The organism is Amycolatopsis sp. NPDC004079 (assembly GCF_040610415.1).
GTDB lineage: Bacteria > Actinomycetota > Actinomycetes > Mycobacteriales > Pseudonocardiaceae > Amycolatopsis > Amycolatopsis halotolerans.
The window spans coordinates 1-19784 of sequence record NZ_JBEXMH010000052.1 but is presented as its reverse complement, the minus strand read 5'-3'; the positions used below and the strand labels follow the sequence as shown (position 1 = coordinate 19784).

General features: G+C 70.1%; 15 protein-coding genes. 10 read left to right on the top strand and 5 right to left on the bottom strand.

Annotated features, from left to right (window positions below):
* Nucleotides 1-6 precede the first annotated feature (6 nt).
* On the bottom strand, nucleotides 7-474 hold the full coding sequence (locus tag ABZX37_RS36930; RefSeq protein ID WP_354747605.1) for a hypothetical protein: 468 nt from the start codon (nucleotides 472-474) through the stop codon (nucleotides 7-9).
* Between the two features lie 247 nt (nucleotides 475-721).
* Between ABZX37_RS36930 and ABZX37_RS36925 the strand changes: the two genes are divergently transcribed.
* Nucleotides 722-2038 (top strand): hypothetical protein, encoded by a 1317-nt coding sequence (locus ABZX37_RS36925; protein ID WP_354747603.1) that lies wholly within the window; start codon nucleotides 722-724, stop codon nucleotides 2036-2038.
* Nucleotides 2039-2048: 10 nt separating this feature from the next.
* Nucleotides 2049-2591 (top strand): hypothetical protein, encoded by a 543-nt coding sequence (locus tag ABZX37_RS36920; protein WP_354747601.1) that lies wholly within the window; start codon nucleotides 2049-2051, stop codon nucleotides 2589-2591.
* A gap of 62 nt (nucleotides 2592-2653) precedes the next feature.
* Here the strand turns inward: ABZX37_RS36920 and ABZX37_RS36915 are convergent, their stop codons facing one another.
* Nucleotides 2654-5380: a zinc ribbon domain-containing protein gene (locus ABZX37_RS36915; protein WP_354747599.1), complete on the bottom strand. Its 2727-nt coding sequence runs from the start codon at nucleotides 5378-5380 to the stop codon at nucleotides 2654-2656.
* A gap of 14 nt (nucleotides 5381-5394) precedes the next feature.
* A complete protein-coding gene (locus tag ABZX37_RS36910) occupies nucleotides 5395-7458 on the bottom strand; it encodes an Hsp70 family protein (protein ID WP_354747597.1) in 2064 nt (687 codons plus the stop codon).
* 95 nt (nucleotides 7459-7553) lie between these two features.
* Between ABZX37_RS36910 and grpE the strand changes: the two genes are divergently transcribed.
* The 7 genes from grpE to ABZX37_RS36875 all read left to right on the top strand — a co-directional run bounded on the left by grpE (nucleotide 7554) and on the right by ABZX37_RS36875 (nucleotide 16560).
* Nucleotides 7554-8246, top strand: a complete 693-nt coding sequence (gene grpE, locus ABZX37_RS36905) for a nucleotide exchange factor GrpE (RefSeq protein WP_354747595.1) — start codon at nucleotides 7554-7556, stop codon at nucleotides 8244-8246.
* Nucleotides 8243-9925, top strand: a complete 1683-nt coding sequence (locus ABZX37_RS36900) for an Hsp70 family protein (protein WP_354747593.1) — start codon at nucleotides 8243-8245, stop codon at nucleotides 9923-9925. Before grpE ends, ABZX37_RS36900 begins: the two co-directional genes overlap by 4 nt.
* A gap of 290 nt (nucleotides 9926-10215) precedes the next feature.
* Complete coding sequence (locus tag ABZX37_RS36895) at nucleotides 10216-12351, top strand: phosphocholine-specific phospholipase C (protein WP_354747591.1); 2136 nt, start codon at nucleotides 10216-10218, stop codon at nucleotides 12349-12351.
* A gap of 109 nt (nucleotides 12352-12460) precedes the next feature.
* Complete coding sequence (locus tag ABZX37_RS36890) at nucleotides 12461-13405, top strand: ATP-dependent 6-phosphofructokinase (protein WP_354747589.1); 945 nt, start codon at nucleotides 12461-12463, stop codon at nucleotides 13403-13405.
* Between the two features lie 39 nt (nucleotides 13406-13444).
* Nucleotides 13445-14836: a PLP-dependent aminotransferase family protein gene (locus ABZX37_RS36885; RefSeq protein WP_354747587.1), complete on the top strand. Its 1392-nt coding sequence runs from the start codon at nucleotides 13445-13447 to the stop codon at nucleotides 14834-14836.
* Nucleotides 14837-14884: 48 nt separating this feature from the next.
* Nucleotides 14885-15373 carry a carboxymuconolactone decarboxylase family protein gene (locus ABZX37_RS36880; RefSeq protein ID WP_354747585.1) on the top strand — a complete coding sequence of 163 codons (489 nt, stop codon included), beginning with the start codon at nucleotides 14885-14887 and terminating at the stop codon, nucleotides 15371-15373.
* The gene (locus tag ABZX37_RS36875) at nucleotides 15370-16560 is read left to right on the top strand and encodes an MFS transporter (protein ID WP_354747583.1); all 1191 of its coding nucleotides are present in this window, start codon (nucleotides 15370-15372) and stop codon (nucleotides 16558-16560) included. The genes ABZX37_RS36880 and ABZX37_RS36875 overlap by 4 nt, the downstream gene beginning before the upstream one ends.
* Here the strand turns inward: ABZX37_RS36875 and ABZX37_RS36870 are convergent.
* A complete protein-coding gene (locus tag ABZX37_RS36870) occupies nucleotides 16527-17717 on the bottom strand; it encodes an acyl-CoA dehydrogenase family protein (RefSeq protein ID WP_354747581.1) in 1191 nt (396 codons plus the stop codon). The genes ABZX37_RS36875 and ABZX37_RS36870 overlap by 34 nt on opposite strands.
* Nucleotides 17714-18835, bottom strand: a complete 1122-nt coding sequence (locus ABZX37_RS36865; protein WP_354747674.1) for a CoA transferase — start codon at nucleotides 18833-18835, stop codon at nucleotides 17714-17716. Before ABZX37_RS36865 ends, ABZX37_RS36870 begins: the two co-directional genes overlap by 4 nt.
* Before the next feature lie 106 nt (nucleotides 18836-18941).
* On the opposite strand from ABZX37_RS36865, the gene ABZX37_RS36860 reads away from it, so the two are divergent.
* A complete protein-coding gene (locus tag ABZX37_RS36860; protein WP_354747579.1) occupies nucleotides 18942-19688 on the top strand; it encodes a helix-turn-helix domain-containing protein in 747 nt (248 codons plus the stop codon).
* Nucleotides 19689-19784: the final 96 nt, after the last annotated feature.

Here is a 19784-nt window from a genome sequence, read left to right as displayed (position 1 = left end):
GCCGGATCAGTCCTCGGCTTCGCCGAGTTCGTCCAGTTCGGACCGCCATTTCTTCCGGTGCCGGTCGTAGTGCAGCGGCCCGTTCCGGTACGCGGCCAGGTCGAGTCCGGCCAGCGCGCGGATCGCCTCGGCGGGCAAATCCGCTTCGAGGACGACATTCAGCTCGGTCTTCGCGTCCTGCAGCACCAGCGGCGGACGCGGATCGGATTTCCCTTCTTTCGCGCCGGGCGCCAATTTCTTGGCCTTCGCATACAAGTCCTTGACGACCTCGCCGCCGAGCCCGGTCAGAAATGCCTGCAGCGGCAACGAGGCCAGCATCAGCCAGGTCAGTTCGGCGGGCCCGCGATGCGTCAGCCGCCGCCGCGCCGAGGGAGCGAAACCGAGTTCCCGAAACACGTCTTCGACAGCGCCGGCCGATTCCGCGCTGACGTCGTGGTCGAATATCAACTCCGCGCGCGAAGTAGGCAGTCCCATTGCGGCGGTCCCCTCCCGTGCGGATCTCTGAACGTGCGGATCGGCCCGCCGCCGGACGTCTGCCCGGAATTTTCGCGAACCCGGCCGCATTGCGCGGCACCGGGTTGTAAGCTGACCACGATGCCGCGCGCAAAGCCTAGCGCACCGCACGAGATCGCCGGCGATTACGGGGGAAACCGTTGCCGATTCCGGAAGACCGCAGCCCGAACGCGAACATTTTTTCACCGCCGACGACGGGCGGCAGCCGATGACCAGCGCGATCGACGAATCAACTGAGGAAATCGCCGTCGAATTCCGGTTTGTCGCCGAAATCGGCGGCGACGCGGCCGAAGTGGCTGCGGAAAATTTGGCCGCGCTCTGTGCCGAACTGGACGAATCCGGCGCGACAACCGCCGCGCGGCGGATCCGGGAAATCGACGCGGCGGTGAGCACGCTGCCGTTTCCGGTCATCGAACGGCTGGCCGCTCCGGAACGGGTGCTGGCCGAACTGGACGAGGTGCGGCACGAGCCGGTGCGCAGGCTGCATTCGCAGCGCAATCAGTTCGCGCTGGCCCCGATTCTGCTGACCTGGCTGTCCATCGGGCTGGCCGTGCTGGTCGGCGAGGGAGTCGGTCTGCTCCCGGTCTACGGGCTGGTCGCGCTGGCCGACGCGGCGCTGATCGCCTGGGTGGTCTGGCTGACCCGGCTGGCGCACGTCAAGGAACAGGACGCCGCGCGCGAGTACGACCGGGTCGCCGAGCGCGTCGACACCGCGATCAGATCGCTTGCGGTGGCAATGGAACAGCACGCGTCGCGAGCACCGGCGAATGCCGAGGAATGGGCGCTCGCCGCGCGCGAGGTGCTCGAAGACGCACGGCAGCAGACCAAAGAGCAGTTCGACGCGACGATGGCCGTGGTCGAAGCGGCGGGCGACGGTCTGAAATCCGTGCACGCCGAGTCCGAGAAAATGATCGGCCTGCTCGCCGAGCAGACCCGGAAAACCCTCGCTTCGCTGCAGCAGGCCAACGAGCAGATGGTGGACCGGGTGGCCAAGGAAGCGGTCTCGGTGCTGAATTCCGCGGTCACCGAGGACCGGACGCTGGTCAACGAGCAGCTGGCCCCGCTGGTCGAGCAGTTCCAGGCCAACGTCGAAGCGTTCTCCCGCAGCCACGAGCTGTACCAGGAGAACACCGCCGCATTCGTCGCCGTCACCTCGGACGTCGGGGTGGCCGCCAAGGTGCTCGGCGAAAGCGCCAAGTCCTACACCGACATCGCCGGATCGATCGACACCCACTTGCGCAACATCGACGGCTCGCAGCAGCATTTCATCGAACAGGTCACCGAAAGCGCGCGCACCATGGGCACCGCGGCCGCGTCCATGGAGACGGTGAGCACGCTGCTGAGCGACCAGCTGCGCACCGATCTGGAGGCGATCACCGTTCGGCTGAGTTCCTCCAGTGCGCAACTGGCCTCTGTGGACACGAATCTCGTCGGCACCACCGCCGCGCTCGGTCAAGCGGCAGGCGAACTGCTCGCCGCCGCCCAGGCACTCGGCCACCGTCGCCGCCCCTGGCCCTTCAAGTAGGACAGAGCGCATGCGAGCGAACCGATCCCGAGGCGCGGGCGACGCCCTGTTCGGAAATGCCGGCTGGCTTTTCGCCGACCTCATGCTGGCGCTGGTGGCCACGGTGTTCATCGCGACCACGGTCACCGCGAAGGAAAACGAGCCGCCGAAACCGCCGCCGGTCACGGCCAGCCCGTCGCCGAAACCGCCGCCCTCGCCGAAGCCCCAGCCTGCCGCGCCGCCGGCGCTGCTGCCGCAACCGGTGGAGATGGACCTCACCGTGGACACCGCCGCGTTGATCGGCAACGACCGCGCCGCCGTCGACGCGATGACCGGCGCCGTCCGCAACGCGGTGGCGGCGCGGATCGGCGGGCACCGGGTCGGCGTGGTGCTGACCTTCGGCACCGCGCCCAGCAACCAGATCGGCCGCGCCACCTCCGCCGCCGACCATTTCAACGACCTGATTCTGAAAGCGTGGGCCGGCCCGTTCTCCGGCGCGGTCTACCGCGGCTATTTCCAGGGCGGCAGCGACCTGAACAAGATCAGCCTGACCATGTTCGTCTACAACCACTGACCCGTTCTCCGTGCACAGACGCAGAGACCGCGCCCGAAGGCGGCACTCGCGCGACGGCTGTCTCACGCCCGCTTTCGTTTCCACTTCCGGCGTTTCGCCGGAGCCGCTTCCGCCGAACACCGCACGCCGGTCGCGACGAACACCTCGTCCTCGCGGATCTCCGCCGCCGCGACGACGACGAACACCTTCCGCCCGGACGCCGCGCCGTCGAACCGGTACGACCCGGTCTCCTCGTCCCCTGCCCGTTCCACCACGGTCCGGGACGGCGCGTCCGCCGGGTCCGGCGGCCAGTCGTCCCGGCCGCACGCGACCACCGCCGCACGGCAGCCGTCCGGCCATTTCCAGGTGATCAGCACCGCGCCGCCGCGGTCCCGCGCTTCGAGCCCGCCGACCTCGTCCCGCGCCGCGTAACGGCGGATCTGGCCGACGTACCCGACGCCGTTGCGCAACACCACCTGGGCGAAGTAGTACAACCCGGCCCGCGGCAAGGCGAATCCCTCCGCCGCGGCCGCGTCGATCAGGGAGCCGCTCTTCGCCAGCTCGGTGACCGAATACTGTTCGCCCGCCCGGATCCGCGGCCGGTGCTGTGTCCACAGCACGGTCGCGGAGTCCGGCCCGGCTCCTTGCGGCAGCAGGTCCACGATCCGGTAGCAGAGTCCGAGATTTCCCGGCACGGTCCGCACCCGCACGGGCCCCGGCGGCTCCGGGGGCTGGCACGGCACCAGCGAAACGGTGACGCCGCGGGACAACCGGCCCGGATAGACGGCGCGCACGGTGTAAGTGTGCGGCACGTCGTTGGCCAGCCCTTCGTCGCGCAGCCGGGACAGCCCGAGCGGCGCGATGTCCGTCGTCTGCCCGCCGGTCGTCCGCTGGACGGCCGCGCCGACCGCGTGGACCGGCAGCCGCCATTCCAGCTCGACCGTGCCGTCGCCGACGCGTTGCGAGACCAGGGAAATCTCGCCGGCGACGAACGCGGGCTCCGCCGTCGCCGCGCCCGTCTCCGACACGATTCCGGTGACCCGCTGGGCAAACACCGTGTAGTGCAACGGAATGCCCGGCTCCGGCGCCCGATCCTCATATGCAGTCCGCCGCACGGTGGCGAGCCGCACGCCGTCGGCGAGCGTCGCGGGCGGCGCGTCTCCGGTTTTGCGGACCACCACGTAGCGCGGGTTGTCCGAGTCCGACGGCTGCCAGGAAAGCCGGATCGCGGCTCCGGCAGGCTCGGCCCGGAGATCGTGCGGCGACTCCGGGGGCAACGCGTTGATCGCCCGCCGCGCCCGCTGGTGATCCGCGCACTGCGCCAGCGCCAGCGCGTAGCCGGCAAGCTGCTCCTGGACGTCCGCGGCGCGATCGGCGCGATCGCAGAGCCGATCGGCTTCGTCGATGTGTTCTGTCGCCTCGCGCAGGAACTGGTCCCGGCCCGCCAGGGTCGCGCGCGCGTCGGTGACGCGATTGCGCACGGCGTGGTAGTTGCGCTGGCCGATCAGCGTGCGCACCTGCCCCACGACACGCCGCTCTTCGGCGGCAACCTGCTCGCGCAGCCGGTTCACCTGTTCTCCGCACTCGCCCAGCCGGACTGCCAGCTCGTCCGCTCCGTCCGAGGGCCAGGCCCGCTTCGCCGCGGCCAGTTTTTCCTCCGCGGCGGCGAGATCGTCGCGGCCTGCCGCCTCGGCGCATTCCCGGGCGAGCAGCGCCGCCCAGTCGTAGTCGCCGACCGGGAACCCGCAGCCGCCGCAGGAACCGTGCCCGGAAACGGTCCGGGCGCAGGCGGGGCACTCGATCCGCAGCCGGACCCCGCACGCCAGGCAGAACTGGTTCTCCGGGTCGTTGCGCGCCTGGCACGCCTCGCACCGCTGCCGCGCAGCTTCCTCCGGATCGGCGTCGGCTGGGAAGGGGACCACCCATTTAAGCCTGCCGAAGTGCAGCATCAGCATCGCGCGCGCGACGTCGGCCTCCGCACCCGCCGCTACCGCCTCGGCGAGAAACTGGTCCACTTGGCCGGGTTCGAACCGCTTGATCGCGTTCAGCGCCGACTGGTACTTGGCCATCAGCTCGTCCACCGGTGCCAGCGCGAGCGTGTTGTCGTACCTCGCCTGTTCTTTCTCACTGGCGAAGATACTCATCGCGTGCCCGGCGAGCGCCTGCGTCTCGGCCACCCCCGGCAGATGTTTCTCCCTGTTGAGGTTCTTCTCGCTGAGCCGCTTCGCGGCCTGGTGCAGCCGCGGCAGCGGCGACTTGGCCCCGACCGTCGGGTCGGCCTTGAACAGCAAGGTGTACAACGATTTCTCGCCGACCGCGGCGAGCAGGCCCGCGATGCTCTTGGCAGTGGAGGGGTCCAGCCGCTCGGGCACGCGGAACTCGCCGGAGACGTCCCGCACCGGCAGCCCGGCGAGCCGTTCGGCCCGGTCCCGGTCCGCGGACGGCACCGGATGGTCCCGGTGCAGCTTGGCCAGCTCGGCGTCCCACAGGAACCCCTTGGCCAGCATGATCCCCAGCTCGCTGTCGAACGCGGCGGCGCGCCGCACCCGCTCGTCCGCCATGATCCGCCGGGCCGCGGCGCGTTCCTGTTCGCGAGCGGCCGGATCGGCGAGCACCCGCCTGAACTCGTCCATGCTGTCGAGCGCGCGTCTCGCCGCGGTCGCCTTGGCGCTGCCCAGCGGCTTGTCGGAGTCCCTGCTCCACTCGGCGCGCTTGGTCTGCAACGCCACCTCGTAGCCCGCCGGATCCCACGGCGCGTCCGGGTCGATCCCGAGCGCCACAAAGGCGTTCGGCCGGTCTTCGACGGCCATCCGGTGCCCTCCCGTCACTCCGGCTGCCGCGCCAGCGCCGCGACGCCCCGGCCCTCGGTCAGCTCGCGCGCGATGGTGCTGAACGACTCCGTCAGCCGGTTCAGGTCGGTGAACAGGCTCTGCTCGGACGACGAGGCGATGCGGGCCAGGAAGTCCCGGTCGGCCGAGCCGAACCCGATCGCGACCGTCTCGATGCCCGCCTCGCGGCACCGCACCGCGCGCGGCACGACCTCGTCCTGCCGGGACCAGATCCCGTCGGCGAGCACCACCGCGTACCGGGCGCCCGGCAGTCCTGCCAGCTGCTCGTGAAGCACGTCGAACGGGTGCCCGAGGTTGCTGTACCCGGTGCGGCCCGTCTGGAGCCGGTCGATCGCCCGGCCGAGGTCCGCGGCGTTCTGGGTGGCGGGCTGGCAGATCTCCGCCCGGTCGGAGAAAGCGATCAGCCCGATCGAGGTGGTGCTCAGATCGCATTGGCCCGCGAAGGCGTGCGCGGCGCGTTTCGCCTCCTCCAGCGGACGGCCGGACATGCTGCCCGACAGGTCGAACGCCAGGTACACCGTGGTGCGCCCGCGCCGTCCGCCGCCCGGCCGCCCGGCGAACCGGGCCGGCACGTCCGGCGGCACCGCTTCGACGGTGACCAGCAGCGGCCGGGCCGTCCCGCGGTCGGTCGCCTCGACGTGCACCACTCCGCTGCGGTCGTAGACGTAGTCGATGTCCACGACCGTGTCCCCGGAGCCCGGGCCGAACCCGGTGACCACGTACCGGCCGAGGTAGGCACAGCCGCCCGGATCGTCCGTCTCGCCCTGGGTCAGGAACACCTCGAGCAGGTTCTCCCCGTCGTCGCGCAGCCGGAACTGGAACGGCCGCCGCTGCGACGCCGGGATCGGCAGGTTCTTCCGGATCAGCACGCTGTTGAGGTAGCGCGCCCGGTCCGGCGATTCGGCGATCATCCCGAGGCTGTGTGCGATCACGTCCCGCGCCAGCCGCAACCCGGGCGGCGACGCCGGGCCGTCCGCCCGGGGCCTGGAGCGGCGGGTCTCGCCCGCCGCTTCGATCGCCGCGCCGAGCGCGACCGCCTGATCCGGGTGCGCGCCGCCGAGCGGCGGGCGGCCGGAAAGCCGGGCGATGCACTCGCTCACCATCGGCATCCGGGTCGAGCCGCCGACCGGGATCACCCCGCCGACCCGGCTCCAGTCCAGTCCCGTGTCGGCGAGCGCCCGCTCGGTCAGCAGGCCGGTGCGGTCCACCAGGTCCTTGGTCAGCTCCTCGAATTTCTCCCGGGTCACCGGGCAGCGCGCGGAGCGACCGCCGGAATCGAGCCGGATCTCGCCGCCGCGCCGGGCGGACAGCGTGTGCTTGAGCTGTTCGGCTCTGGCCAGAAGGACCAGCACGTCGTCGTCGGCGATCTCGACACCGAACTCGCGGGCGAACCAGTCGTTCGCATACTCGCAGAGCCGGTCGTCCCAGTCGCGGCCGCCCAGCCGGTGGTCGCCGTCGGCGCCCAGCACCCGCAGCTCGCCTTCGGCGATCTGCACCAGGGAAACGTCGAAGGTGCCGCCGCCGAGGTCGTACACCGCCAGGACGCGTTCGTCCGGCGCCGCCCGGAGGCCGTACGCGACCGCCGCGGCGGTCGGCTCGCTGAGCACGCGCACGACGTCGAGCCCGGCCCGCCTGCCCGCTTCGATCGTGGCGGTGCGCTGCGGATGCGTGAAATAGGCGGGCACGGTGACTACCGCGCGGGCGACCGGCTCGCGCAGGAATGCCTCCGCCCGCGCTTTGAGCTCGGCGAGCACCAGCGCCGACAAATCGGTCGCGTCGTAGTCTTCGCCGCCGAAGGAAAGCCGGAATTCCGGGTCGCCGACGTGTCGTTTGAACGCGGCGGCGATCCGGGTTTCGCCGTCCGCCTGCGCGGCTTTCGCCGCCGCGCCGACCACCGGTGCGCCGTTCGCGAAACTGATCACGGAGGGCACTAGGAATTCGCCAGCAGACCCCGGGATTACATACGGATTCCCATCGTCACCCAGGCATGCAACCGCAGAATACGTAGTACCAAGATCTATGCCGACAATCCTGGCCACATCGCCTCCCGCCTCCGCCGGTGTTCTCGCTCACGGTAACCTACCGGGCACCATAAGAATGGCTCAGTGGTTCGGCCAAGTTACTGGGAGGTAGTGTGCCGACCGAGAACGAGCTCGACCCGGCGGAATCAGACACGGCGGAATCCGGCACAGAATCCCGGACCACGGAAATCGGCTCCGAAACCGCCGCCGGTGACGCCGGGGCCGCTGCCGCGAAACCGCCGCCGGAAGAAGACCCCGTTGCGCCGGAAGGAAAACCCGCGGAGGCGGACGTCCGGGGTCTTGCCGGTCTGGTCGACCGTCTCGGCGGCGAAGTCGCCGGGCTGCGCGCCGAATTCGCGGGAAAGATCCGGTACGACGAAGTCAAGAACCGGCAAATCGAGAGCATGCACGAGGAACTCCAGCGGCACCGCACCGGCCTGCATCTCCGGCTTCTGCAACCGATTTTCGCCGATCTCATCGCACTGCACGACGATTTGGCCGACGCGCTGGCCGCAGACCGGACCGCGGCCGGGCTCGCCCCGTTCCGGGATTCCGTGCTGGAAACGCTGGAGCGCAACGGAGTCACCGGCTATTCGGTCGCCGAGGCCGAGATCGACCCCGCTCGGCAACGGGTGATCCGTGCCGTGCCGACCGCGGACGAAACGCAGGACCGGCAGGTACGGGACCGGCTTCGGTGCGGATTCGAATACGACGGCGGCAAAGTGCTCCGCCCGGAATGGGTGGTCGCTTATCGTTATCAGAGCACCGGGGAAACACCAGCGGAAACCGCCGGCGGAGGGGCATGACAGTGGACGACAACAGGGCATTCGGCATCGACCTGGGCACTACGCACTCGTGCATCGCCTATGTGGACGAGGCGTCCGGGCTGCCGTCGGTGGTGACGAACGCGGAGGGCGATCTGACCACCCCCTCGGTGGTGCTGTTCGAGGGTGCCGACCGGGTGGTCGGCAAGGAGGCCAAGAACGCCGCGGTGATGTACGCCGACCGGGTGGTTTCGATGGTGAAGCGCCACATGGGCTTGCCCGACTGGCGGTTCGGCTACGAAGGACAGCAATACCCGGCGGAGGAGATCTCGTCGTACGTGCTGCGCAAGATCGCGGCGGACGCCGAAACGCTGACCGGCTCCCCGGTCAAGGAAGTGGTGATCACCTGCCCCGCGTACTTCGGCATCGCCGAACGCGAGGCGACCGCGAAAGCGGGCGAGATCGCCGGCCTGACCGTGCTGGAAGTGATCAACGAGCCGACCGCCGCGGCGATCTCCTACGGCGTGCACACCCGCGACAGCGAGACCGTGCTGGTCTACGACCTCGGCGGCGGCACCTTCGACGTGACGCTGATCAAGATCGAGGAAGGCTCGGTGTGCGTCCGCGCGACCGACGGCGACCATCAGCTCGGCGGGCGGGACTGGGACACGGCGGTCGTCAACTACCTCGCCGGGCAGTGGCAGGAGGAAACCGGCTCTCCCGAAGACCCGCACGATTCCGAGGAGACCCTGCAGGACCTGTGGCAGCGCGCGGAGGACGGGAAGCGCGCGCTGAGCACCCGGCAGGAAGTGTCCGTGCTGGTCAGCCACGAGGGACAGCGGGCAAGTGTGAAGCTGTCCCGGGAGAAGTTCGCGGAACTCACCGCGCATCTGCTCGAACGGACCGTCGATTTCACCAAGGCGGTGCTCGCGATCGGCGCGGAGCGCGGCATCGACGGCTTCGACAAGCTGCTGCTGGTCGGCGGGTCCGCTCGGATGCCGCAGGTGCGCGAGCGGCTGGCCGCGGAATTCGGCGTCGAACCGGTGATGCACGACCCGGATCAGTCTGTCGCCAAGGGCGCCGCGATCTACGCGCACAAGCTCAAGATCGGCGCCAAGATCGGGTACCGGATAGACGAGCTGATGAGCGCCCGCGGCGAGTCCGCGGACGGGGCGGACCAGCCGGTGCCGGAAGAGGTTCGCGACAGGGCGCTCAACGACGTGGCCGACGAGACCGGTTTGCGCCGGGAAGAGATCGAGGAAATCGACAGCTTCACGGTGACGAACGTGGCAAGCAAGAGCTTCGGCATCATCGTGCTCAGCGGCCGCGGCGAGGACCAGCGCCGGGTGGTGGCCAATCTGGTGCTGGCGCAGGAAGAAGTACCGGTGACCAAGAGCCAGACGTTCTACACCACGGCGGCCGGGGTTCCCCACGTGAACATCGACATCATGGAGAACACGCTGCGCGACCAGGACGCGGAGATCGAGCAGAGCAGGCAGATCGGCATCGCCGTGCTGCCGCTGAGCCCCGGGCTGCCGATCCATTCGCCGGTCGACGTCACCTTCGCGCTTCGGCAGGACGGCAGGCTCAAGGTGACCGGCCAGGACGTCGCCGAGGGCGGCAAACAGGCCGAAGCGATCATCGAGACCGACCGCGGCCTCTCCGACGAAGAGCTGCAGCGGGCCAAGGACCGCGCGACCGGCCTGACCGTCAGCGGGTAGCCCGGCGCGGCGAAGCGGACGGTCCGCGGGCGATGCCCGGGGCCGTTCCCCCCGGCCCGAGGAGGCGGCGTCCAGGCCTCGCCGCGGCAGCCGCGTTGCCTAAATCACGAAAATGCGGACCGCGCAACGGTTTCCCCTGGCTGTCCCGCACACCGGAACCCGCCCGTCGCAGTATTCACCCGCGCGCCAGATCCGGGACACCAAGCTCGTTCATGCTCTCTCCCGGGCGGGCGGCGGCCGGTAAATCCGGGTGACCGCTGTCTCGCCGCGAACACGTGGAGGAACGAACCATGGCGGGTACGAGTCGCCGGAATTTTCTCGGCATGGCGGGGGCTTCGCTGGCCGGAGCGGCGGCCGGCGGGCTGCTGCCCGGGTCTATCGGGAAGGCTCTCGCGGTCGAACCGGCCCGCCGGTCGGGCACTATCGAGGACGTTGAGCACGTCGTCGTCCTCATGCAGGAGAACCGGTCCTTCGACCACTACTTCGGCACCATGCGCGGCGTGCGCGGCTACGGCGACCCCCGGCCGCACCTGCTGCCCAACGGCCGGCCGGTGTTCTACCAGCCGCCGGCGAAGGTGCGCACTTCCGGCTACAACGGGCGCGGGCTGCCGAACGACGCCGAGTACGTGCTGCCGTTCCCGCTCGACGCGCTGCGCACCAGCGAGCACATCGCCGGCACGCACCACGGCTGGGGCAGTGGCGAACCGCTCTGGAACGGCGGGCGTTACGACGGCTGGGTGAACGAGAAGCAGGACGTGTTCACCATGACCTACCAGCAGCGGTCCGAGCTGCCGTATCACTACGCGCTCGCGGAAGCGTTCACCATCTGCGACGCCTACCACTGCTCCGTCCCGGCGGACACCGCGCCGAACCGGATCCTGCTGTGGTCCGGCACGATCGACACGCAGAACCGCCTCGGCAGCAAGCAGAACGGGCCCGGGCTCTGGGAACGGCCGGACACCAACGGCTACAGCTGGACGACCTACCCCGAGCGCCTGCAGCAGGCCGGCGTGAGCTGGAAGCTTTACCAGGGCGGCAGCGGCATTCCCGGCGAACCGACGGACAACTACACGGACAACTCGCTCGAGTTCTTCGCGAAGTACCACCGCCAGGAAGGCGCGTCCGGGCCGCTGGTCGAGCAGGGCGTTTCGACGCACACGCTCAAGGAGTTCCGTGCCGACGTGCAGGCGGGCACCTTGCCGCAGGTCACCTGGATCGTCCCGCCGTACCAGTACAGCGAGCACGCCGCCGCGTCCGCCAGCGACGGCGCGTACTACCTGAACCTCGTCCTCGACGCGCTCGTCTCCAACCCCGAGGTGTGGAGCAAGACCGTCTTCTTCATCAACTACGACGAGAACGACGGCCTGTTCGACCACGTCGTCCCGCCGATGCCGCCGCTGGTCAACCGGCCCGGCACGGACGGGCTCGTCTCGCGGTCGCTCGCGGCGAGCCTCCCCGACGAGACGCTCGACTTCGACAAGCTGCCGAAGGGCACCGGCGGCGGACCGGCCGGCGTCCCGCTGACCGGCAAGCACCCGGCGGGACTCGGTTCCCGCGTACCGATGCTCGTCGTGTCGCCGTGGTCGCGCGGCGGCTGGGTCTGCTCGGAGACCTTCGACCACACCTCGGTGCTGCGCTTCCTCGAAGCCCGTTTCGGCGTGGCGGAGCCGAACATCAGTGCGTGGCGCCGTTCTGTCTGCGGCGACCTCACCTCGGCGTTCGACTTCTCCCGCCCGCAGACCAAACCGGTCGTGACGCCCAAGCCCGCTCCGTTGCCGAGCAAGAACCAGCCGTTCTCGGTGAAGCTGCCGCAGACGATGCCGACGCAGGAGCCGGGCGTCCGCCCCGCGCGGGCGCTGCCGTACCGGTTCACTTCCGAGCTCGCCGGGAAGCGCGACGGACACTCGATTTCGGTGCGGTTCACCAACAACGGCAGCGCGGGCGCGTACTTCTACGTTTACGCGCACGGCGATTCGCCCCGCCGCTACACGGTCGCCGCGCACGACACCGTCAGCGACATCTGGGAAGGCGCGCCGGGCACCGACGAGCACGGCAACTACGACCTTCGCGTGACCGGCGCGAACGGTTACCTCGCGCAGTTCACCGGCACCACGGCGGACACCGCTGAACCCGAGGTTTCGGTGTCTACCAACAACTACGGTGCCCCGCTGCTGACGCTGACGGTCACGAACCCGGGCCGTCAGCGCCGGAAACTCAAGCTGCGCAACGACTACAGCCGCGGTGCCGCCCGGACGATCGTGCTCGGCCCTGGCGAAACCCGGCGGGTGCCGTGCGAAACGGCGTCCGCGTTCGGCTGGTTCGACATCTCGCTGACCGACCCCGCCGCGCCGGGCTACCTGCGCCGGTTCGCCGGGCACAACGAGACCGGCCGTCCCAGCTTCAGCGACCCCGGTCCGCGACGGTAATCCCCTGGGAAGACCACTAACGAGAACGGAAACGCCCGGCCGGGTGGAACCTGCCGGGCGTTTCCGCATCCCGCTTGCTTCATCGATTCAGTCGTGCCACTCTCGCCTCATGCGGATCGGCATGCTGGCCGGCGACCTCGACTGCCCCGGATCGAACGCGGTGGTCCGGGCCTTCGCTCGCAAAGGCATTCAGGTGTACGGCTGGGAAATCGTCGGCATCCGGGACGGGTGGGCCGGGTTACGGGAGAACCGCACCGTGCCGATCGGGCCGCGGGAGATCGACGAGACGTTGACCCGCGACCGTCCGTTTCTCGGCGCCTCGCACGGCCCGGTCAAGCCGGGCGATTCGCTGCACGGTCTCGACGCGCTGGTCGTGCTCGGCGGGGAGGATGCCGTTGCCGGGGCGGCGAAACTCGCTGCCGACGAAGTCCAGGTCGTCGTCGTTCCCGCGACCGTCCGCAATGACGTCATGGCGACCGATGCGACCTTCGGCTTCGACACCGCGGTACAGATCGCCGCCGACGCGCTCGACCGGTGCCGCACCACGGCCGAATCGCACGAGCGCGCGCTGGTCGTCGAGGTCTCCGGCCGGGATTCCGGCTGGATCGCCCTGCACGCCGGGCTCGCGGGCGGCGCGGACGTGATCGTCGGCCCGGAGCACCCGTTCGACCTGGACCAGGTGCTGGCCCGGGTGACGCGCCGGTTCGAGCGCGGCCGGGCGCCGATCGTCGTGATCGCCGAAGGGGCGCTCCCGCAAGGATCCCCGGTGCCGAACGGCGTCGCGGCTTGGCTGTCCGAGGAGATTTCCCGGCACACCGGCAAGGAAGCCCGCGCGGTCGCGGTGAGCCAGGACGGCGGACGGCCGACTGCCGCCGACCGCGAACTGGGCACGCGATTCGGCCTGCGCGCGGCGGACGCGGTGCACGCGGGCGAGTCCGGGGTCATGGTCGCGCTGCGCGGCACCGATCTCGGCACTGTCCCGTTGGCCGCGGCTGCTGGACTGAAGACGGTCTCCCCCGAGCGCTACCGCGAAGTCGAGGCTCTGCTCAGCTGACGTCTGCCCACTGTGGACGCACCAGGCTAGAGTCCGGCCATGAAGCGCGCATCGGTGGCCGAGGGGCTCGACCTCTACCTGCCCGTCTCCACGACCCGCCCCGCGCACGCGCTCGAAACCGCCCTGCGCGCGGCGGTCGTCGACGGTCGGCTCCCGGTAGGCACCCGCCTGCCCGCCTCGCGCGCGCTCGCCACCGACCTCGGGATCGCCCGCAGCACCGTTTCCGAGGTCTACTCCCGGCTCGCCGCCGAAGGCTGGCTGGAGAGCCGCGTCGGAGCCGGGACCTGGATCGCTGGCTTCCCTCGACAGGCGCAACCGGTTGCGGCCCAACGACAATCGCCGCCAGAGTACGAGCTTCGCGGCGGCCTCGCCGACGCCGGCGATTTCCCGCGCAGCCAGTGGAGCGCGCAAACCCGGCGGGCGCTGTCGGAAATGCCGGTCTCCGCGTTCGCCTACGCGCCGCCGGAAGGAGCGACCGAACTCCGCGACACCCTCGCCGGTTACCTCGCCCGGACCCGCGGCGTAGCGGTCAGCGCGGCGGAAGTCCTCATCGGCAGCGGCTTCGGCGACCTGCTTTCGTTGACCTGCCGAAGCATTCGCGCGCGCGGCGGCAAGCGGATCGCCGTCGAGGAGTTCGGGCACGAGCGGCACCGGCGCATCATCGCCGAGTCCGGGCTGGAGATCGTCGCGATCCCCGTCGACTCCGACGGCGCCGACCTCGCCAACACCCAGGCGGACGCGGTCTTCCTCACCCCGGCCCACCAATTCCCCACCGGAGTGCCGCTTTCCCCGGAACGCCGCCGGGCCGCGATCGAATGGGCGAACTCCCGCGACGCGCTGATCCTGGAAGACGATTACGACGGCGAGTTCCGCTACGACCGCCGCAGCATCGGCGCGCTGCAAGCCCTTGCGCCGGACCGGGTCGTCTACCTGGGCACGTCGAGCAAAGCCCTGGCACCGGCCGTCGGCGTCGCGTGGGCGGTCGCCCCGTCCGAGCTTCTCCCCGAACTGCTCCGGCAGCGCAACCTCAGCGGCGTCACGCCCAGCGGACTGCACCAGCAGGTCCTCGCGCGCTTCCTCGACTCCCACGAGTACGACCGCGCCGTCCGCCGACGCCGGGCCACCTTCCGGACCCGCCGCGAACTGTTCGCCCAACTCCTCGCCGAACGCTCACCAGACCTGCGACCGGGCGGACTCGCCGCCGGTCTCCAATGCCTGGTCGAACTCCCGAACGCGGCCGCCGAAGAACGCACCCTCGCCGCCGCCCGTCAGTTCGGCGTCGCGCTCGAAGGACTCGCCGACTACCGCGCGCCCGGCGGCGATCCGGACCGTGCCGGGGTCGTCATCGGCTACGGCGCGGTGTCGTCCGCCCGGGCCACGCGCGCCCTCGCCCTGGCCGCCGATGCGCTGGCAAATGGACTGAGTTCCTAGCGACAGATTGGCCGGGAACTCGGTCCATTCGCGACCTAACCTAGGTCCATGACATCGACGAACCCCACTCTGGTCCCGATCCCCCAGCGCCTCGATTTCGACGCTCTGGCCCCGATTTTCTCCCGTGCGATGAGCACTTTGGACGACGCCGCGACCCAGCAGCTCGACCACGCCGGCATCGAGCCGGGCCTGCGCGAACTGGTCCGCCTCCGCGCCTCCCAGATCAACGGCTGCGCGTACTGCGTCGACATGCACTCGCAGGCCGCGCGCAAGGAAGGCGTCACGGCTCAGCGGGTCGACGCGCTGGCGGTCTGGGCGGAATCGGGCCTGTTCACCGCGGCCGAGCGGGCCGCGTTCGCGCTCACCGAGGACGTCACGCGCCTCTCCGAAACGCACGTGCCCGAGTCGACCGTTTCCGACGCCGTCACGGCTCTCGGCGAGGAAGGCGCGGCGGCGGTGATCGCGCTCATCACCGCGATCACCATGTGGAACACGGTCGGCGTGACGACCCGCTGCTGGTCGGTCAGCCCGGCATGACCACCGCGCGCACGGCGATCCGGCGGCTCGCCACCGCACAAGCCCTGACCTCGGCGGGCGACGGCGCGGTGCTGGCCGTGTCCGCCGTCCACTTCACCACCCGGGTCGGCCTGCCGGCGGGAATCGTGGCGCTCGGGCTCTCGCTCGGCACCGCGACGAGCCTGACCACCACCGTTCCGTTCGGGACGCTGCTGGACCGGATCGGCGCCCGCCGGGCACTCGCCGCGGCGACCGTCGCCGCGGTCGCGGGCCTGCTGCTTTTCGCCGTCGCGCACACTGTTCCGCTGTACATCGCCGCGTGCGCGCTCTTCGCCTGCGGGCAGAGCGCGCTCGCGGCGGGCCGCCAAGCCGTCGTCGCCACCGTGGTGGCTCCCGAAGGCCGCGTCCGGGCCCGCGCACTGCTGCACACCGCCGTCAACATCGGCATCGGCGCGGGCTCCGGAATCGGCGCGCTCGTCCTGGCCGCAGGAACCAACGCGGTGACCGTTTTCCTCGTCGACGCCGGATTGTTCGTCTTCGCCACCGCGCTCTACCTGCACGCCGGGCCGGACGCACCCACCGAACGCCAGACCGGCTGGCCGGCCTTGCGCGACCGCCGCTACGTCACCCTGACGCTGCTGGCCGCGATCACCCAGCTGACCATGCCGATCCTCAGCGTCACCCTGCCACTGTGGATAGTCATGCGCAGTTCCGCTCCACAATGGACTTCCGCGGTGGTGCTGCTGGCCAACACCGTGCTCGTCGTGCTCCTCCAGCTGCCGATCAGCCGACAGGTCCGCGACGCCCGCACGGCCCGCCGATCCCTTGCCGTAGCCGGAATCTTCCTGATCGCCGCCTGTTCCGTCTTCGGCTCGCTCGGCGCTTCCGAGCACCCGGTAGTCCTGGCGCTAGTGGGCGCACTCCTGCTCACCGTCGCCGAAACGACCGCCTCCGCCGGTGCCTGGCACCTCGCGTTCAGCCTTGCCCCCGAAGGACATCAGGGCCAATACCAAGCGCTGTTCGCCACCAGCACCGCGCTCGCGCGCATCACCGGGCCGATCGTGCTGGTCCCGCTGGTGCTGACGTTCGGCTTCCTCGGCTGGACGTTCGCCGGGCTCGGGATGCTGGCCGCGGCCGCCGCACTGGCGGCCATGGCCGCCCCTCGGCGGAAACCTCAGCGGAAAGCCGACTGCCCGGTGATCGCCTGACCGACCACCAGCGTGTGCATCTCGACGGTGCCCTCGTAGGTGAGCACGGATTCGAGGTTGTTCATGTGCCGGATCACCGGGTACTCCAGCGAAATCCCGTTCGCGCCGAGGATCGTCCGCGCGGTGCGGCAGATCTCGATCGCCTCGCGGACGTTGTTCAGCTTGCCGAGGCTGACCTGTTCCGGCCGCAGCACCCCGGCGTCCTTGCGCCGTCCCAAGTGGATCGCGAGCAGCAACGCCTTCGTGTACTCGAGAGTCATGTCGACAAGTTTCTGCTGCGTCAGCTGGAACGCGGAGATCGGCTTCCCGAACTGCGTGCGGTCCTCGGCGTACGACATCGCCGCCTGCAAGCAAGAACGCGCCGCGCCGACCGAACCCCACACGATGCCGAAGCGGGCTTCGTTGAGACAGCTCAACGGCCCCTTCAGCCCAGTGACCTCCGGGAGCACCGCGTCCGCGGGCAGCCGCACGCCGTCGAGAACGAGTTCACTGGTGATCGAAGCGCGCAGCGACAGCTTGTGCTTGATCTCCGGAGCCGAGAAGCCCGGAGTGTCCGTGGGCACCACGAAGCCGCGCACGCCCTTGTCAGTCTGCGCCCACACCACGGCGACGTCCGCGACGCTTCCGTTGGTAATCCACATCTTCCGGCCGTCGAGGACCCAGTCGTCGCCGTCGCGCCGCGCGCGGGTGCGCATGCTGCCCGGGTCGGAGCCGGCGTCCGGTTCGGTCAGCCCGAAGCAGCCGATCGCCTCGCCCGCCGCCATCGACGGGAGCCACTGCTGCTTCTGCTCCTCCGAACCCCACTTCCAGATCGCGAACATCGCGAGCGATCCCTGCACCGACACCAGCGAGCGGATGCCCGAGTCGGTCGCCTCCAGCTCCAGGCACGCGAGCCCGTACTCGGTCGCCGACATCCCCGCGCAGCCGTAGCCCTCCAGGTGCATGCCGAGCACCCCGAGCGACCCCAGGTCCTTGGCGAGACCGCGGACGTCGGGCAGCTCGCCGCGCTCGAACCAGTCGCCGACGTACGGGTCGATCCGCTCGGAGCAGACCCGGCGGACCGCGGCCGCGATCGCCTTCTCGTCCTCGGTGAACAGGTCGTTGAGCCCGGCGGGGTCGCGGGGGTCCAGCGGCGGCAGGGACTTCGTGGCGCTCATTTCTTCTCCTCTGCGAGCCAGCGGCGAATCTCGTCGCTGTGCTGCCCCAGCCGGGGCGGGGCGGAATAGCGGGCGACCGGCGTGTCCGAATAGCCGATCGGATGGCGGACCTGGGGCGGCGAGTCGCCGACCGGCACGGTGGGGGCGAGACCGAGCGATTCCGCGAGCTTGAACCCGTCCGCGAGATCGCCGACCGGACCGGCGGGCACGCCGACTTCGGTAAGCCTCGCGGCCCACGCGACCACAGTGTCGGTGCCGAGCCGCTGTTCGAGCGCGGCTCTCAGCTCCGGACGGTTGCGGACGCGTTCGGCGTTCGTCGCGAACCGCTCGTCGTCGGCCAGTTCCGGAACGCCCAGCACCTCGGCGAGCCGACGGAACTGCCCGTCGTTGCCGCAAGCGAGCGCGAGCACGTCGTCCTTGCAGCGCAACGTTTCGTACGGCGCGATCGACGGGTGCGAGTTGCCCATCCGGCGCGGCGCGCGTCCGGTCGTGAGGTACGAGGAAGCCTGATTCGCCATCGAACCGAGCAAACTGGACAGCAGGTTCACCTCGACCCGCTGGCCGCGTCCGGTCTTCTCGCGGGCTCGCAACGCGGCGAGAATGCCGATGGTGGCGTCCTTCGCGGCGAGCACGTCGACCAGCGCGACGCCGACCTTCGCCGGTTCGTCGGTGCCGGTGATGCTCATCAAGCCGCCCATCGCCTGCACGAGAAAGTCGTAGCCGGGCAGGTCCGCGTCGCCGCCGAAGCCGGAAACCGAGCAGTACACAATGCCGGGATTACCCACGCGGACGGATTCGTAGTCGAGCCCGCGCCGTCCCAGCGCGCCGGACCGGAAGTTCTCCACGAGCACGTCGGCGCGGCCGGCGAGTTCGCGCGCCAAGACCAGGTCGTCCGGATCGCCGAGGTCGAGCACCACGGACTGCTTGGACCGGTTCGCGCATTCGAAATACGAGCTGGAGTGTTCGGTCCACGGCGGTCCCCAGCCGCGGGTGTCGTCCCCGGAACCGGGCCGCTCGACCTTGATCACCGTCGCCCCGAGGTCGGCCAGGTTCACGCACGCCAGCGGACCGGCCAGCACCCGGCTGAAATCCGCGACGACGACACCGTCCAGTGGCATGCTCACGAGCGCACCTCCTCGCTACGCATACTGGCATCAAAATACGTATTTACGCAACCCGCAGGTCCGGGTAGAGTTCCCGATCACCCGAGGAGAGAAAGCACCGATGCCGACGCACCCCACGCCGGACGGCCGCCCGAGGCCGCACCACCGGATGATCGACCGGGTGTCGACCATCCTGGAGCGGGCCGCGCGCTCCCGGAACGGGGTCACGCTCACCGAGTTCGCGCGCGAGCTCGACGCGCCGATGAGCTCGATTCAGGGCCTGGTCAACGGCCTGGTCGCGACCGGCTACCTCGACGAGCACGACCGCCGCTACTCCCTCGGCCCGGCCCCGTTCCTGCTCATCCGGCTGGTCGGCCGCCCCACGGTGACGACGGTGTCGCACGAGGATCTCGAAGCGCTGCACGAGGAAACCGGGATGACCGCGGTGCTGGCGATCATGGTGGGCAGCGACCTTTACTACGTCGACTACGCCTCGCACGACCCGCGCTACGCCTACCTCGCCGAAGGTTTCGTCCGCCGCTCGCCGATCCGCACGTCGACCGGCTGGATCCTGTTGGCAGCCATGGAAAACCGCGATCTGTGGCCGCAGATCGGCGCGTTGCCGCCCTCGGATGCCGAACTGGTCGAGCGTTTCGTGCAGGACCTGACGCGGATCCGTTCCGAGGGCTTGGTCGCCGCGCCCAGCGCTTCGACTGAGGCGGACGGCGTGTCAGTCGCCGTGGTCGAGGACGGCCGAACCGTCGCCGCGGTGGGGATCATGGGCAGCCACGCCGAGGTAGCCGAACGCAAAGACGAGCTGATCGAGGTGCTGACCCGGCATCGGCGCGAATGGCGGAAACGGCCCTAGCCTCAGAGGGCGTCTGAGAACTGGATGGGGTGGTTGGCGTGGTGATGCCCTGAGGTTGGGTGAGCTCCCGGTAGGACTGGTGGTTCCTACGCCAAC